The organism is Enterococcus sp. DIV1314a (assembly GCF_051713805.1).
GTDB lineage: Bacteria > Bacillota > Bacilli > Lactobacillales > Enterococcaceae > Enterococcus_I > Enterococcus_I aquimarinus.
Genome location: NZ_JBIOQP010000001.1, coordinates 1,204,047 through 1,218,649, shown reverse-complemented (window position 1 = coordinate 1,218,649; position 14,603 = coordinate 1,204,047). Strand labels below are relative to the sequence as shown.

Sequence of the window (14,603 nt, the reverse complement as noted above, 5' to 3'; positions counted from 1 at the left end):
AAACGAGCTAAATTGTATGTATTCAAATACTAAATAGATGAAGGTGAGTTCATGCAGTATATTATAAGTTTACTAGTGGATTATCCTTGGTTTTGGACTTAATTTCTATACGAGTAAAACATACTCTGTGTCACTGAATCTCGTAGTCAAATCTATGAATAATAATTCTAGTTTTCAAACAAGATATACCGGTGTTTTGAAAATCAGAACTTATTGTTAACAAAATTCTGTTCTACCTAAATAACAACTTGAAAGATGTTGAAAATTATGGAAATGATTTCAGTAGAAGTAACGCCATTCGATTGGCAATGGTATTTCATTTAATTTTTTAGTAAATATCCTCCTAATTAATTATTTTTAGGAGGATATTTTTTATTCAAGAAAGGAGTAATATAAATGAACTATAAAATTATGTATCCATTATGGAACTTAGATAAATTCTATTTTAAATGGGATAAACAAACACTTCGAATTGGAACTGAAGATACCGGTTCTTGGAACATTTCCGATCCTGAGGGCATTTGGGAACAGATGATTGGTTTATGTAATGGTAATCGCACAACCGCCGAAATTTACCTGTCAATAACCAATGATTTTCCCATTAAAGAAACCGTAGTTATAGATGCCTTAAAGCAATTAGCAGAATCAGGGTGTTTAACTTTTCTAATGGATCCATTTATTATGGATGATTGGGCGAGTCGATACAAAACTAATATCGCATATTTTACATCAAAAAATGTCAATGGATTTTCAATACAGAAAAAATTAAATTCTATGAAAGTTACTATATTAGGTTTAGGCGGCGGTGGTTTTACAATACTAACCCATCTAGTCAGTTTAGGTGTCGAAAATATTCATGTTGTCGATTTTGATAAAGTTGATTTATCAAACTTGAGTCGACAAGTCGTTTTTAAAGAATCTGACATCAATCGATACAAAGTAGATGTTGGCATTGAATACTGTAAAGCAAGAAACTCTAATATAAAAATAACGCAATCTAAAAGAAAAATTGAAAATGTCATTGATGCTGAACTGGAAATATCAAATAGCGATTGGGTATTTTGTTGCTTAGATGAGCCTGCATACGTCGCACAACGGATTGTAAATAAAGCTTGTTTCAATCTACAGATTCCAGTTGTATTTGGTTTTTGTCAAAAAGAAAATGGTAGAACATTTATTCTAGATCCAGCAAGAACCGGATGTGTGGATTGTTTATTCAGTCAAATTTCCAATAATCAGTTCGTGCATTTAGTACGCTCTTTGAAAAACTCTAATTTTCAACCTGTTACTTCTGCTACTTCTGTAACAATTAATTTACTCTGCGCCTTAATGATTAAAAACTGGTTAGACAATATTATTTATAAAAAAAACAATGAAAATCAAATTATTCGTTTAGATTTTAATGATTTTAGCACACGAAGCGTCATTGATTTTAATAAACAAGAAAACTGCCCTACATGTGGTAACAAATCAGCGAATATCCCACAAAAGATTTTTGATTTAATAGCTATAGACTAGGATTCTTTTCACAAAACAATCTAAATTGATATATGTACTCTCATAATCATGGTACTATACACGTAATCAAATTAAAAGGAGTGTCTAAAAATGAAAGGGTTGTATCTTTTTAAATATGGCAAAGGGAAATGGTTATTCCTGACAATTGTTTTATCGATTCTAACGAGTTTTGGGGGTATTTTTACTGCATACATTACGGGAAGATTTATTGATAGCGCGACAATGGGTAGTGTTGACGTGTTATTTCAAACAATTCTCATTACGATTATTGGTCTTTCCATCTTATTCATCTTAGGAATTGCATTTATTTATGCTAAAAACAATTTAATTTATCAATGCAATACAGCGATTAAAGCGATAACCTTTGATGCTAGTTTGAATTCTAGTGATGAGCATTCGATTAAGGAACAACTTTCACTTTTTACCAATGATTTAAAGCAAATTGAAACAAAAGGATTTCTAAGTGAAGTCGCAATGATTCAAAATGCGTTGATGTTCGTCTTTGCTTTAAGTTACGGTATTTTCCTTAGTCCTTTGACGATGTTGATGTTTGTCATCGCTTCTTGTGTACCGATTATTATTTCTCAATTATTTGCCAAAAAAATTGAAAGTAGCTCGGCTGCTTGGTCTGCTAATAATAGTCTTTATACCGGTAAATTGAGTGATTACATGAAAGGAAAAGACACAATTGTGAATTACAATGCGCAAGATCCTGCCAAAAAAGATTTTTCGAAGATTACGACTCAGCTTGAAAATAGTTTGAAGCGCATGAACAATACAGTCAATCTCAGTAATCAAACGGTTGGTTCGGTTGCCAACTTGGCGATTTTCGGTTTAGCATTTAGTTTTGGTATTTATCAAGTCATTCAAACAAATCTCTCAATCGGTCATTTCATGGCAATTGTACAAGTGACGAATTACTTAATCAATCCGTTGATGACCATTGTTAGTGCGGTCAATGATAAGAAAACGACAACGGTTATTTTCAAAAAAATTGAGGCGCTTGAAGCAAAAAACACGAATGTCTCCGGAAGTGCCCCCCTTGAAGTCCATTCGATTAAAGTCAGTAATGGTAGCTTAAATGTTGGTGAAAAGAAACTCTTTGGACAACTGAATTTTGAGTTGCAAAAAGGCGATAAACTACTAATTACAGGTCCTTCTGGCTATGGAAAATCAACGTTGTTAAAAGCTTTAGGTGGTTTTATGCCGTTTGCTGAAGGACAATACTTAATTAACAACCAAATATACACTTCTGAAAGCATTCGAAATGTCGTTGCGCTGATTAAACAAGACCCCTTTATTTTCGATGATACGATTTTGTTCAATATTACGATGGGCAATCCTTATCAGCAAATCGACCTAGAAATAGTTATCGAACAAAGCCAACTCGCTGAATTAATTGCTGAAAAAGGATTGAATTATGAAGTCGGAGAAAACGGTAAAAATCTCTCTGGTGGTCAATTGCAACGAATCGAAATCGCGCGCGGCTTACTAGCTAAGCGCGAAATTATTTTAGCCGATGAAATTTCTTCTGCTTTGGATAACGAAACGAGCTATAAAATCAATCAAATGTTACTCAAATCTAATGTAACCTTAATTGAAGTTTCGCATAAAGTCTCAGAAGAACAAAATGAACAATACCAGCAAATCATTAACTTGTCACAACTATAAATTTTTTGAGCCATGAAAGGAAAGAAAATGAAATGAATCAAACACAACAGAAGAAAATCAATCTATTTGGCGTGTTTGGCGTAATTTTTTTCAATTTAATCGTCGGACTAGCAGTTAGTATTATACTACTCGCATTGTTGTTTAGCTTATGGATGATTACGTTGATTTTCACCTTCTCACCCGTTCTATTCGTCATAGTTATTTTGACAAAACTACAAGCCTTCACTTGGTTCACATTCATAGCAAGTCTCCTCTTATGTGCGTTAGGTATACTACTTTATCCCCTCGCCCATAAAATAACGCAGCAACTATCCAATATTGCGAAAAAATATTTAAGGTATAACCAACAGATGATGTACCATTAACTGATTAAATTAAAACCCACCTGCTTTTCAGCTCAACGAAAACAACTTTATGAAAGATTGATTGTAAGAATGAATCATCTGAACTGAAACCCTCAACAAATGGTTAGCGAATCGGAGAGAATTCTTGGCGTCAGAGCCATTTTGAGGAGTCGAGTAGCATTGCTGTTTTAGCAACATTAGGATACGTTTGAAAAAAGGCTACATCTTTTAGGAAAAATGATTTTAAAAATAGACTCACAAAAGAATAACGACACTATTGTGGAAAGTTTTGTTCAATGAATTAAAAAAGCTGAAAAGGATTATTTTAACGAATACTCCCCTATGTTGACACTCCACACGACTAAAGTCGTCGGATTCTTAGGTAGTACGCCCTAACGGACGAAAATTGACTAAGCGATCCCCGAAAGTCCTTCGGTTTTAATATTTATGCTTGCATTAATATCTCTGTCATGAATTGTTCCACAATTTGAGCATACCCATTCACGAATATTTAGCTCTTTTTTGCCGTCATTATGACCACAAGAAGAACAAAGTTGTGAACTTGGGAAAAATCGGTCAACTTTAACTAAAGTACGACCTTTCCATGCACATTTATAGTCTAATTGTCGAACGAATTCACTCCAAGATACATCTGAAATTGACTTCGCTAATTTATGATTTTTAACCAACCCTTTTACATTCAAATCTTCAATACAAATGATTTGGTTCTCATCAGTAAGTCGTGAAGATAGTTTATGTAAAAAATCAGTACGTTGGTTGGCAATTTTCTCATGGATACGCGCAACTTTTACTTTTTGTTTTTGGTAGTTGCGACACTCATCTAATTTTCGATTGTGTTTTTTCGCAACTTCCAAACGCTTGGAAAGTTTTCGTTGTTCGCGTATTAACCGTTGTTCAAGAGAGCGATAGAATCGGTTATTATCGATTTTTTCTCCTGCGGATGTGATACAGAAATGAGTTAAGCCCAAATCTAATCCAATGTTATTTGCTACGGGTTCTTGTTGGAAATTCTCAGCATCAACTAAGAATGTCGCAAAATAGTTCCCTGATTTAGTTTGACTGATCGTCACGTTCATTAATTTCCCTTTGAAACGCAATTCTTCTGCCATCTTGACCCAACCAACTTTAGAAACATAGAAGTATCGTCCGTTGACTTTCATGCCTACGGCAGTTCGATAGGATTTCTTTGAATATTTTTTACTCTTGAATTTAGGAAATCCGAATTTAGAGTTGAACGTATTTTTGTACGCTTTATTCAAATCCATATTTACTTGGCTTAGAGGTTGTGCTTCAACTGCTTTTAACCAAGAAAATTCTTCTTGCTTTTTCAGTCCAGCATAGGTCAGTTTGTTTTCAATATATTCAGGATTTTCTTTTTTCATCTTGTCATTCGTAATCCGTTGGTCAAGTAAAAAATTCCAGTAGAACCGAACACAACCAAAGGTTTTTTGAAATTGAATTTCCTGTCTTGAATTAGGGTAGATTCTGATTTTATGGGCTTTTTTCATTTCTGTACACCTCCTTAACGTAAACTCAATATCTTGTCCTTTGACTTTCTACATATCGTTTAATTGTTTCACTAGAAATATTCCCTGCTGTTGAAACAAAGTAAGATCGTGTCCAAACACTTGGCATTTTACTTAAATGTTCAAATGATTGTCTTAATTCTCTAGATGTTCTTCCCTTAATCACCTTCATGATATCCGCTGGTGAATAGGTAGGTTGAACATTTACAAAAAGATGACAATGATCTTTATCTGTCTCTATAGCCATGATTTCCCATTCATTTTCTTTACAGATTGAATGAACAAGCGATTTAAAACTAGCGTCTACTTCGGAATTGACAAATAGTTTCCGACGATATCTAGGACAAAAAACAAAATGATAGTTGAGTAACGATACAGTTGTCTTAGAATGTCTATATTCGTTATCCATGAGTTTATTATACATCAAAAAGTGTATTAATTAAAAATTATTATACACAAATAGTAACATTTTTTTGACTTTATCGTGTGGAGTTTGTTCACACAGGTTCGCGACTTCCCATGCAGTTCTCTGATGAACTTCTTACACTTCCATGCAGGCACAGACTATATCTTATCCTTCAACTTTACTTGTTAAGGCGAAACCACTTCCACATGCTTGTGTGGACTTCCCTCAAGAGGAATAGTCGTTGAGCCTTCCTATTTCTAGGCTTGGCTGCTGATTTTCGATTATGTGAACACTTAGGATTTAAGCTTATGCCATCTAACGAATTTTTTCTGTTTTCACCACGTTCACGCTTGGGTTTGATATCCCTACGTTGTCGTTTCGTTAGCTTTACGAGTTCCCAGCAATTCAGTTTCTTCATTGGACAATACGAGCATTTGTATTGCCTCTAAATGCAAGTTTCCCTACATTCTTACAGTACGTCTACGGGCTATCATCCCACCATTAAAACAGTGGGTTTTCTCGCCCGCAAATTCTATAAAAACAGAACCATCCTCACCTATGATTGGTAAGGATAGTTCTATTAGATGGTTTGACTCTCTTTGCTTTTCACACGCCACCAAAGAATCGAATTTAATACGACTGTTCCTAAAAGAGCAAGTCCCAATAATGTATACATCGTTGGGATAATATCCATCATCGCCGACCAGTCTTCTTTTTGAACCAGTCTCCCAATATAGCCGTACTCTAGCCAGATACCTAAAGCACAAGCTAGCATACTAAAAAAAGAATAGTAAAAAAACTTTTTCTGGAAAAACATTGCAACAATTGGCAATAGCCATGCAATCGTCAGGCTCAAAAAACTTACTAGTATCATCATCTCATTATCCCTGTCCTTTTAGAATGATTATACACGATAGGACAAAGATCTAATTTCAATTGTTCTTTTATTATTACATTCTTAATCTTAGTCAAAAAAGCACCGTTCCTGAAGCGAACGGTGCTTTTTCTTTCAATTAGGGTAATTTGGGTTTGAATCGTTTTAATCGTAAGGCATTCAAGACCACCGAAATCGAACTAAAGCTCATCGCAGCACCGGCTAACATTGGATTTAATAATGGGCCACCAAAGGCATAGAGGATTCCCATTGCAACTGGGATCCCTAAAACGTTATAGGCAAAGGCCCAGAATAAATTTTCACGGATGTTTTTGATTGTTGCTCGGCTCAATTCAATCGCTGTTGGTACATCATTTAAATCACCACGCATTAAGACAATATCGGCTGATTCAATCGCAACATCCGTTCCTGTTCCAATCGCAATTCCGACATCCGCTTGGGCTAATGCAGGTGCATCGTTAATCCCATCACCCACCATTGCGACTTTCTTGCCTTCAGATTGGATTTTTTTGACTTCTTTGGCTTTATCTTCTGGTAAGACTTCACTAAACACACGATCGATACCCACTTGTTTGGCAATCGCTTGGGCTGTTTGATGATTATCCCCTGTAATCATCGCCACTTCTAAGCCCATCTTGTGTAGACGAGCAATCGCTGCTTGACTACTCGCTTTAACGGTATCGGCCACTGCGACAATCCCGACTAATTGATTTTCTAAAGCTAAGTACATCGGTGTTTTGCCATCCATCGCCAATTTCTGTGCATCGGCTACTTCATTCGTTAAGGGAATATTGTTTTCAGCCATTAATTTTTGATTCCCAAATAAGACTTTTTGTCCCTCAACAAAAACTTGAATTCCATGACCAGGAATCGCATTAAAATTATTACTTTCAGGTAAAACAAGGCCGTTTTCTTTCGCTCTTTCAATGATTGCTTGCGCCAGTGGATGTTCTGAACCCACTTCAGCTGCTGCCGCTAACGTTAACAATCCTTCTTCTGTCATTCCTTGATACGTCAACAGATCTGTTACAACCGGTTTCCCTTCTGTGATGGTTCCTGTTTTGTCAAATACAATCGTTTCGATTTTGTGCGTTGTTTCTAATGCGTCGCCACTCTTGATTAAGACGCCATTTTCCGCGCCTTTACCCGTTCCAACCATAATGGCTGTTGGTGTTGCTAATCCCAGCGCACACGGACAAGCAATCACTAACACGGAAATCGTAATCGTTAAAGCAAAGACCCAAGACTCTTGTCCAAATAAGAACCAAGCAAGACCCGCCAAAATCGCTAGTACAATGACGATTGGGACAAAGACCCCTGAAACTTTATCCGCTAATTGTGCAATGGGCGCTTTCGATCCTTGAGCTTCTTCAACTAAATGAATAATTTGGGATAGTGTCGTGTCTTCGCCGACTTTTGTTGCTTCAAACTTAAATGAACCCGTCTTGTTGATACTTGCCCCCACTACGCTATCACCGATTTTCTTTTCAACTGGTAAACTTTCACCGGTTAACATCGACTCATCAATTGCGGAACTTCCTTCAACAACCGTGCCATCGACTGGAATTTTTTCACCGGGACGAACGACTAAAATATCGCCTGTTTGGACGTCTTCAATCGCAATTTCAACTTCCACACCATCACGCATCACGTTGGCTGTTTTGGGTGCCAGACCCATTAATTTCTTAATCGCTTCCGACGTTTTTCCTTTTGAGACCGATTCAAAGTATTTCCCTAATGTAATCAACGTTAAAATAACAGCTGCGGATTCATAATATAAGTTCATCGCCGCATGAGCATCGCCTTGATACACTAAAATCGTACTATAAACACTATATAAGAAAGCGGCACTCGTTCCTAAAGCGACAAGTGAATCCATATTCGGATGACCTTTAAATAAGGTACGGAATCCTACGATGAAAAAGCTACGACCAAAATACATCACTGGAATCGTTAGCAATAATTGCAATGTCGCAAACGTTACGCTATTTTCCATTGGATTTAAAAAGCTTGGTGTTGGTAACCCAACCATGTCACCCATCGCTAAGTAAAGCAATGGTACCGTAAAAATAGCTGAACCGATAAAGCGAGTCCAAATATCTTTTAGATGTTTGGCTTTTTTATCTGCTTCTTCTGTCGTATTTTCTTTGCTTGAAGTGAAAATCTTAGCACTATAACCCGCTTCCTTCACGGCTTCAATAATCTCACGTGCTTGCACCGCTCCTGGATTGAATTGAACGACTAATTTTTCTGTCGCCAAATTGACTGCCGCATCCTTCACACCTGCTAAATGCTTGGCTGTTTTTTCAACCGTTTGGGCACAAGATGAACACGTCATTCCTTCAATCGCAAAAGTCATTTCTTGCGTCGGTTGAACGACTTCGTACCCTGCTTGATGAACCGCTTCGCTAATAGTTTGAGCAGTTAATTCTTGTTCATTATAAGTTACCGTTAATTTTTCCGTTGCAAAGTTGACTGAGGCCTCTTGGACCCCGGCGAGGTTTTGAACCGATTTTTCGACGGTTTGCGCACATGAAGCGCAAGACATCCCTTCAATCGGAAATGTTTCTTTTTTCACGTCATTTTCCTCCCTACTAATTTTTTAGTCTACAGGATAGCCCGCATGACTGAGCGCCTCTTCGATTTGTTGTGCCTTTATTTTTTGGTCATCAAAAGATACGTTAACGGTTTGTTCCGCAAGCTTTATGTCAATCTTTTTAACACCTGCTAGTTGCTCTAACGTAGCCGTAATCTTATTGGCACATCCTGCACATTTCATTTTTTTAATCGTATATCTTTTCTCCATCTTTCAACACTCGCTTTCTTTTGTTTACAATTGTAATCACATCTTTACTATATACCCATTATCTAAAAATGTCAAAATCAAATCCCTTAATCACGAAAAGAATCTTGCGCGCATCGACAGCATCTTTTTTAAGAGACGGGAATCAGTTCAATCGTTAGGGACCCTCGAATATTTTTGAGGCAATAAAAAGAATCGAGCATATTTCATTAAGAATCACTAAAAAAGGAAATCGACACATGAATAAAAATTCAGGTTATGGTATTCTTTTACTATGATAAAAAATTATTAGGAGAAACGTATGGATAACGAAAAATTGCAACTTTATACTTCCCTGTCACACTTTTTAGGGAAAACACTTGGTCATCAATATGAAATTGTGTTACATGTGTTAGATTCTGGAAATTTCCACATTGCTACGATTGAGAATAGTCATGTCAGTGGGCGGACAATTCATTCGCCGATTACCGGTTTTGCACTTGAGTTAATCCAATCTAAAAAACATAAAGTGCAAGATTACGTCTTAAATTACAAGTCGCAAACAATCAACGGTAAACAACTGAAAGGTTCCACCTTCTTTATCAAAGGAAAGAATGGCGAGTTAGAAGGCATGCTTTGTATTAATCAAGATACGAGTCGCTACGAAGAACTTTCGCGTGATATTCTCGCCTTAGCGAATCTGGCACCTTTTCCTTCAACGACATTGTTACCATCTGATGAGCCTCAATCAACCGATCTCGTCGAAATCTTAGACGAATCGATTGAAGGAATTGTCTACTCCATTGTTTCGCCAGACTTACTCGACCAAAAAGTATTATTGAGTAAGGAACTAAAAGTAGAAATTGTGCGTAATTTAAATGAACGCGGTGTTTTCCAAATAAAAGGAGCTGTCGCGCGCGTTTCAGAAATTTTACACATCTCTGAACCAAGCGTCTATCGTTACATTAAAATGGTAGAAAACAGCTAAGTTTTACAAGAAAAAACCCGATTGACCAATGAAAGAGTTTCCTCTTTTTATTGGCCGATCGGGTTTTTATTTATTAAAAATGATTATTCTTCATCACTACTTGCTTTCATCGGTGCATCGTAAATTTCACGATTAAATGTACCATCCCATTTATCAACGACGATCGCAGACACCATCGCACCTGCCACGTTTAACATCGTACGACCCATATCGATGATCGGATCAATTCCGAAAACCGCACCAATACTTGAAATCGTATGGCCATAGCCTAAACCATTCAAGGTAACAGTTGCTGCAACGGTCGCTGTTCCAGGAACGCCAGCAATTCCGATTGAACCAACTGTGACGACAACGACAACTAGGACGAAGAACGAGAGATTCAATTCCGTTCCCACCGCACCCGCAATTAAAGTCCCAAGCATTGCTGGGAAGACACCGGCACAGCCATTCATTCCAATCGATGTTCCAAGTGTCCCAACAAAATTCGATGTTTCACCTGATACACCAAGATCTTCTTGTAATGTTTTCAAGGTGTAAGGCAATGTTCCCACACTTGAACGAGAAGAGAAGGCAAAGACTAAAGTCGTAAAGGTTTTTTTGTAGAACGTAATTGGATTTGCGCCAACTGCTAGTAAAATCACCACATAAACAAGTAGCATGATGAAGACACCCGTGTAGAGCGCGGCAATAAAGCCTAACATTCCGATAATCGCTTCAACACCATTTGAAATAATGGTATTTGAAACTAAGGCAACAATTCCGTATGGCATTAATTTGATAACGTTTGTTAAGACTGAGTTCACTGTCACTTTTAATGAATCGAGTAGGACCATAAAAGGGGCAACTTCTTTTGGTTTTTTGACTTGTAAGAAACGAATCGCACTCGCAAACATCGCTGCGATAATCACAACAGAAACAATACTGCCATTATCACTCATGACTTGGAAAATATTATTAGGAATTAATTTTAAGAAAAATTCCGGAAAACTTTGTGCGGCAATGGTACCAATCGATTCCGCTTTAGCATCTGTTAAATCACCCGCAAAACTAGCTCCTTGTAAATTAAACAGTTTTACGACTAAAATCCCAACAATTGCTGAGATTGCGGTCGTTCCTAATAATGTTGCAAAGGTTCTACCCGTTAAACTTTTAATGCGGTCACCTTCAACATTGACAACTACTTGAATAATCGATAAGAACACCACAGGAATCGCCAATAATTGAACTAATTTCAAGAAACCTGTTCCAACTAAACTATACCAGACTGAAATTTCTGTTCTTCCGTAATCAAGGAAGATTGGGCTGGATTTCCCTACTAAATCAATCGCAATCCCTAAAACTAAACCAATGACTAAGGCAATAATCATTCGTTTTGAAAAGCTCGTCCGTTTATCTTTTAACACTTTTAAAATACCAATCGAAAGAACTAATAAAATAATAGCAATCAGTGTATAGGCATTACTGATTTTTAAAAACTGGGTAAAAAATGGTGATTCAATCATAATCATTTCTCTCCTTTATTTTGCAGTATTAGCCGCGACATTAATCGCTTCCCATGTCGAAGCGAACGGTGGTGCATAAGAAAAATCAATAAATCCTAATTCTTTTGTCGTGATTCCAGCATGAATCGCACTCGTTAAGCCGGTTGCTCGTAAGACCGTTTCGTTTTTACCGAACAATTGGGCACCATACAAGACAAACGTCTCCGCATCGTAAACAAGTTTAATCATGATTTTCTCTTGGACTGTATAATAATTTGAATGATTGGATGTTTCAATACAAGTTGTTCGTACATTCAGATTAAGCTGTTTTGCTTGCTTTTCAGTCAAGCCCGTACTTGCTGCTTCGTATTGCCCGGCTTTAATCGCACTCGATCCTAAAACTCCTGGAAAAGCGAGCATTTCATCTGCTTCCACCGCAATATTCGTACCGATGATACGCCCCATTTTGTTCGCAACCGTCGCTAATGGTAAATAGACATTTCCGGCAAGTCGATGAGGAACCGTCGCACAATCTCCCGCAGCAAATACCGCTTCTTGTGACGTCCGGCCATAAGCATCAATGACGATTGCGCCATTTGGTAACCTGTCTAATTCTTCTTTTAGAAATTGCGTGTTTGGTCTAAAACCAACTGCGACAATCACAACATCCGCCGGGTACTCCCCTTTATCGGTTTTCACGGCAGTCACGCGACCATCTTGTGTCACAAATTCTTCCGCTTTTTCGGATAAGTGAACGGTAATGGCTTCTTTCTCAACAGCCATTTTGATTTTTTCAGAAAACTCCGGATCAAACGGTCCATTCATCAGCGCATTTTCCGCCTCAATTAAATGAATGGTTTTTCCTTGTAAAGCTAATTGATCTGCCACTTCTACGCCAATAAATCCCCCGCCAATGACCACGACATCTTGAATGTCTTTTAAACGCGCTTTGAGCTGCGCTACCGGTTCTGGTTTGGTAATCGTGTAGACATTCGTTGAGTCAATTCCCGGGATAGGAGGGATAATCGGTGTTGCTCCAGTGGCAATCATCAAGCGATCGTAACGTTTCGTTTTCACTGATTGGGTTGTTAAGTCAGTCATCGTGACGGTTTTCGTTTGAAAATCAACCGCTACGACTTCATGTTCTAATAATAACTCAATTCCACTGGCACGCATTTGTTCCGGTGTTCGCGCAAACATTTCTTTTTGATCCTCAAATTGGCCACCTAAATAATAAGGTAACCCGCATGCTCCAAAAGAAACATAGGGTTCTTTTTCAATCACGGTCACATTTGCCGCTTTATTAGTCCGTTTTGCTTTTGCAGCGACACTCATTCCAGCCGCAATTCCCCCAATAATCACTATTTCCATTTGGTTTCCTCCTTTTCTTCTATGATTCTTTTATTCTACCTGTTTTTCTTTCATTTTGGAAAACTTAACACTTGTCAGATTTGGAACTGTCCCTACACCAACAGCTGTTTTTTCCGTTGTTTTTCTCTTACCTGTTAAATCGTTCGCCAATTCTCATGATAATTTTTTTTTATCAAATACGTAAAATCGCCTCCTTCACTAGTTTCAAAAAGGTTATTCCAAATGATCTTGTCATTTTATCTCGTTAAAACAGGTATTTTTTAACGAACGAAAGTGATTAACCTCATTGATTTGTGATCGCTTTCAATTATATCATAAATATTTCTTATGTTATACATTTCTTTGATAATTTTTTATCATTTTTGATTGACAAATACTTTTGGTCTATGTTACCTTCTTCATTAACCTAGTTATTATTTTTTTCATTTATATTTATTATGAATCGGTTGGAGGGTAAAATATGAACATCAATACAAAATTATTACATGCTTATCCGGTAATCTGTCGCGAAACAGGCGCTTCTTCTATTCCAAAATTTCAAGCATCAACCTTTCATCAAAGTGACGTCTTTAAGCATGAGGGCTATCAATATACGCGCTTTGGTAATCCGACCATTACCGCAGTTGAAGAATGCATTAAATCATTAGAAGATGCGTCATATGGGCTGGCCTTTTCTTCAGGAGTCGCTGCTATAAATGCCGTTTTATTTTTGTTATCGAGTGGCGATCACCTCGTATTAGGCAAAAACATTTACGGTGGCACTTACCAAACCGTCCATGAATTTTTAATTCGTTTTGGGATTGAGTGTACCTTTGTCGATGAATCAAATGTTTCCGCATGGGAAGCAGCGATTCAACCAAATACAAAAATGTTTTATTTAGAAACACCTTCCAATCCTTTATTAACGATAACCGATTTAGAAGCCGTCACCAAAATTGCGAAAACACATCAGCTACTCGTTGCTTGTGATAACACGTTTATGACACCTCTTGGCCAAGAAACCTTGCCACTTGGAATTGATATTGTGATTCATTCTGGGACAAAATTTATTAACGGCCACAGTGATGTGATTGCCGGTCTAATCGCAACGAACGATGAAGCATTGTATCAGCAACTGAAAATCCACCAAAAAGCGCTCGGCGGTATTCTCGCTGTGGAAGAGGGCTGGTTACTTCTTCGCGGCGTCAAAACAATGGGCTTACGAATGGAAAAATCCATTGTAAACGCTCAAGCGATGGCTGAATATTTACAGCAAAAACCGCAAATTAAACAGGTTTATTACCCAGGATTAGCTACACATCGCGGTTATGAAACGCATCAAAAACAAGCAAAAAATGGCGGGGCTGTGTTGTCATTTGAACTGGCGTCAGAAGAACACGTTCATCAACTGTTTGAAAACTGTCAATTACCGATTGTCGCTGTTAGTCTAGGTGGGGTCGAATCCATCCTTTCACTGCCATGGTGCATGTCGCATGCCTCCATGCCGGAAGAAGAACGCTTAAAAATGGGTGTTACCCCCACACTCGTGCGGTTGTCGTGTGGAATTGAAGACATCGAGGATTTAATTGCTGATTTTGAACAAGCCCTTCAGTCCTAACCA

The 14,603-nt window shown here is 37.6% G+C and carries 12 protein-coding genes; 5 read left to right on the top strand and 7 right to left on the bottom strand.

Features of this window, described 5'->3' with window-relative positions; all coding sequences use genetic code 11:
- Positions 1 to 396 precede the first annotated feature (396 nt).
- The 3 genes from IGI68_RS05825 to IGI68_RS05815 all read left to right on the top strand — a co-directional run bounded on the left by IGI68_RS05825 (position 397) and on the right by IGI68_RS05815 (position 3,554).
- Positions 397 to 1,518 (top strand): HesA/MoeB/ThiF family protein, encoded by a 1,122-nt coding sequence (locus IGI68_RS05825; protein ID WP_438731305.1) that lies wholly within the window; start codon positions 397 to 399, stop codon positions 1,516 to 1,518.
- A 90-nt stretch (positions 1,519 to 1,608) separates the two neighbouring features.
- Positions 1,609 to 3,189 (top strand): ATP-binding cassette domain-containing protein, encoded by a 1,581-nt coding sequence (locus tag IGI68_RS05820; RefSeq protein ID WP_438731302.1) that lies wholly within the window; start codon positions 1,609 to 1,611, stop codon positions 3,187 to 3,189.
- Between the two features lie 32 nt (positions 3,190 to 3,221).
- Positions 3,222 to 3,554 carry an HAAS domain-containing protein gene (locus tag IGI68_RS05815; protein ID WP_071875433.1) on the top strand — a complete coding sequence of 111 codons (333 nt, stop codon included), beginning with the start codon at positions 3,222 to 3,224 and terminating at the stop codon, positions 3,552 to 3,554.
- 389 nt (positions 3,555 to 3,943) lie between these two features.
- On the opposite strand, the gene IGI68_RS05810 is transcribed toward IGI68_RS05815, so the two are convergent.
- The 5 genes from IGI68_RS05810 to IGI68_RS05790 all read right to left on the bottom strand — a co-directional run bounded on the left by IGI68_RS05810 (position 3,944) and on the right by IGI68_RS05790 (position 9,187).
- Positions 3,944 to 5,062 carry an RNA-guided endonuclease TnpB family protein gene (locus IGI68_RS05810; protein WP_438731298.1) on the bottom strand — a complete coding sequence of 373 codons (1,119 nt, stop codon included), beginning with the start codon at positions 5,060 to 5,062 and terminating at the stop codon, positions 3,944 to 3,946.
- 25 nt (positions 5,063 to 5,087) lie between these two features.
- Positions 5,088 to 5,489 carry an IS200/IS605 family transposase gene (gene tnpA, locus IGI68_RS05805; protein ID WP_438729833.1) on the bottom strand — a complete coding sequence of 134 codons (402 nt, stop codon included), beginning with the start codon at positions 5,487 to 5,489 and terminating at the stop codon, positions 5,088 to 5,090.
- A gap of 577 nt (positions 5,490 to 6,066) precedes the next feature.
- Positions 6,067 to 6,360, bottom strand: coding sequence for a hypothetical protein (locus tag IGI68_RS05800; protein ID WP_438731295.1), 294 nt, complete (start codon positions 6,358 to 6,360; stop codon positions 6,067 to 6,069).
- 139 nt (positions 6,361 to 6,499) lie between these two features.
- On the bottom strand, positions 6,500 to 8,959 hold the full coding sequence (locus IGI68_RS05795; protein ID WP_438731292.1) for a heavy metal translocating P-type ATPase: 2,460 nt from the start codon (positions 8,957 to 8,959) through the stop codon (positions 6,500 to 6,502).
- A 24-nt stretch (positions 8,960 to 8,983) separates the two neighbouring features.
- Positions 8,984 to 9,187, bottom strand: coding sequence for a heavy-metal-associated domain-containing protein (locus IGI68_RS05790; protein ID WP_071875301.1), 204 nt, complete (start codon positions 9,185 to 9,187; stop codon positions 8,984 to 8,986).
- A gap of 298 nt (positions 9,188 to 9,485) precedes the next feature.
- On the opposite strand from IGI68_RS05790, the gene IGI68_RS05785 reads away from it, so the two are divergent.
- Complete coding sequence (locus tag IGI68_RS05785; RefSeq protein ID WP_438731289.1) at positions 9,486 to 10,151, top strand: helix-turn-helix transcriptional regulator; 666 nt, start codon at positions 9,486 to 9,488, stop codon at positions 10,149 to 10,151.
- An 83-nt stretch (positions 10,152 to 10,234) separates the two neighbouring features.
- On the opposite strand, the gene IGI68_RS05780 is transcribed toward IGI68_RS05785, so the two are convergent.
- Positions 10,235 to 11,653, bottom strand: a complete 1,419-nt coding sequence (locus IGI68_RS05780; protein WP_273229993.1) for a cation:dicarboxylate symporter family transporter — start codon at positions 11,651 to 11,653, stop codon at positions 10,235 to 10,237.
- Positions 11,654 to 11,668: 15 nt separating this feature from the next.
- Positions 11,669 to 13,003, bottom strand: coding sequence for a CoA-disulfide reductase (locus tag IGI68_RS05775; RefSeq protein ID WP_071875298.1), 1,335 nt, complete (start codon positions 13,001 to 13,003; stop codon positions 11,669 to 11,671).
- A gap of 460 nt (positions 13,004 to 13,463) precedes the next feature.
- Between IGI68_RS05775 and IGI68_RS05770 the strand changes: the two genes are divergently transcribed.
- Positions 13,464 to 14,600, top strand: a complete 1,137-nt coding sequence (locus tag IGI68_RS05770; RefSeq protein ID WP_071875297.1) for a trans-sulfuration enzyme family protein — start codon at positions 13,464 to 13,466, stop codon at positions 14,598 to 14,600.
- Positions 14,601 to 14,603 lie beyond the last annotated feature (3 nt).

Coding starts and splice junctions, on each gene's coding strand:
- tnpA (WP_438729833.1), bottom strand. CDS start 5,489: ATGGATAACGAATATAGACATTCTAAGACAACTGTATCGTTACTCAAC.
- IGI68_RS05780 (WP_273229993.1), bottom strand. CDS start 11,653: ATGATTGAATCACCATTTTTTACCCAGTTTTTAAAAATCAGTAATGCC.
- IGI68_RS05770 (WP_071875297.1), top strand. CDS start 13,464: ATGAACATCAATACAAAATTATTACATGCTTATCCGGTAATCTGTCGC.
- IGI68_RS05775 (WP_071875298.1), bottom strand. CDS start 13,003: ATGGAAATAGTGATTATTGGGGGAATTGCGGCTGGAATGAGTGTCGCT.
- IGI68_RS05815 (WP_071875433.1), top strand. CDS start 3,222: ATGAATCAAACACAACAGAAGAAAATCAATCTATTTGGCGTGTTTGGC.
- IGI68_RS05800 (WP_438731295.1), bottom strand. CDS start 6,360: ATGATACTAGTAAGTTTTTTGAGCCTGACGATTGCATGGCTATTGCCA.
- IGI68_RS05820 (WP_438731302.1), top strand. CDS start 1,609: ATGAAAGGGTTGTATCTTTTTAAATATGGCAAAGGGAAATGGTTATTC.
- IGI68_RS05790 (WP_071875301.1), bottom strand. CDS start 9,187: ATGGAGAAAAGATATACGATTAAAAAAATGAAATGTGCAGGATGTGCC.
- IGI68_RS05810 (WP_438731298.1), bottom strand. CDS start 5,062: ATGAAAAAAGCCCATAAAATCAGAATCTACCCTAATTCAAGACAGGAA.
- IGI68_RS05825 (WP_438731305.1), top strand. CDS start 397: ATGAACTATAAAATTATGTATCCATTATGGAACTTAGATAAATTCTAT.
- IGI68_RS05785 (WP_438731289.1), top strand. CDS start 9,486: ATGGATAACGAAAAATTGCAACTTTATACTTCCCTGTCACACTTTTTA.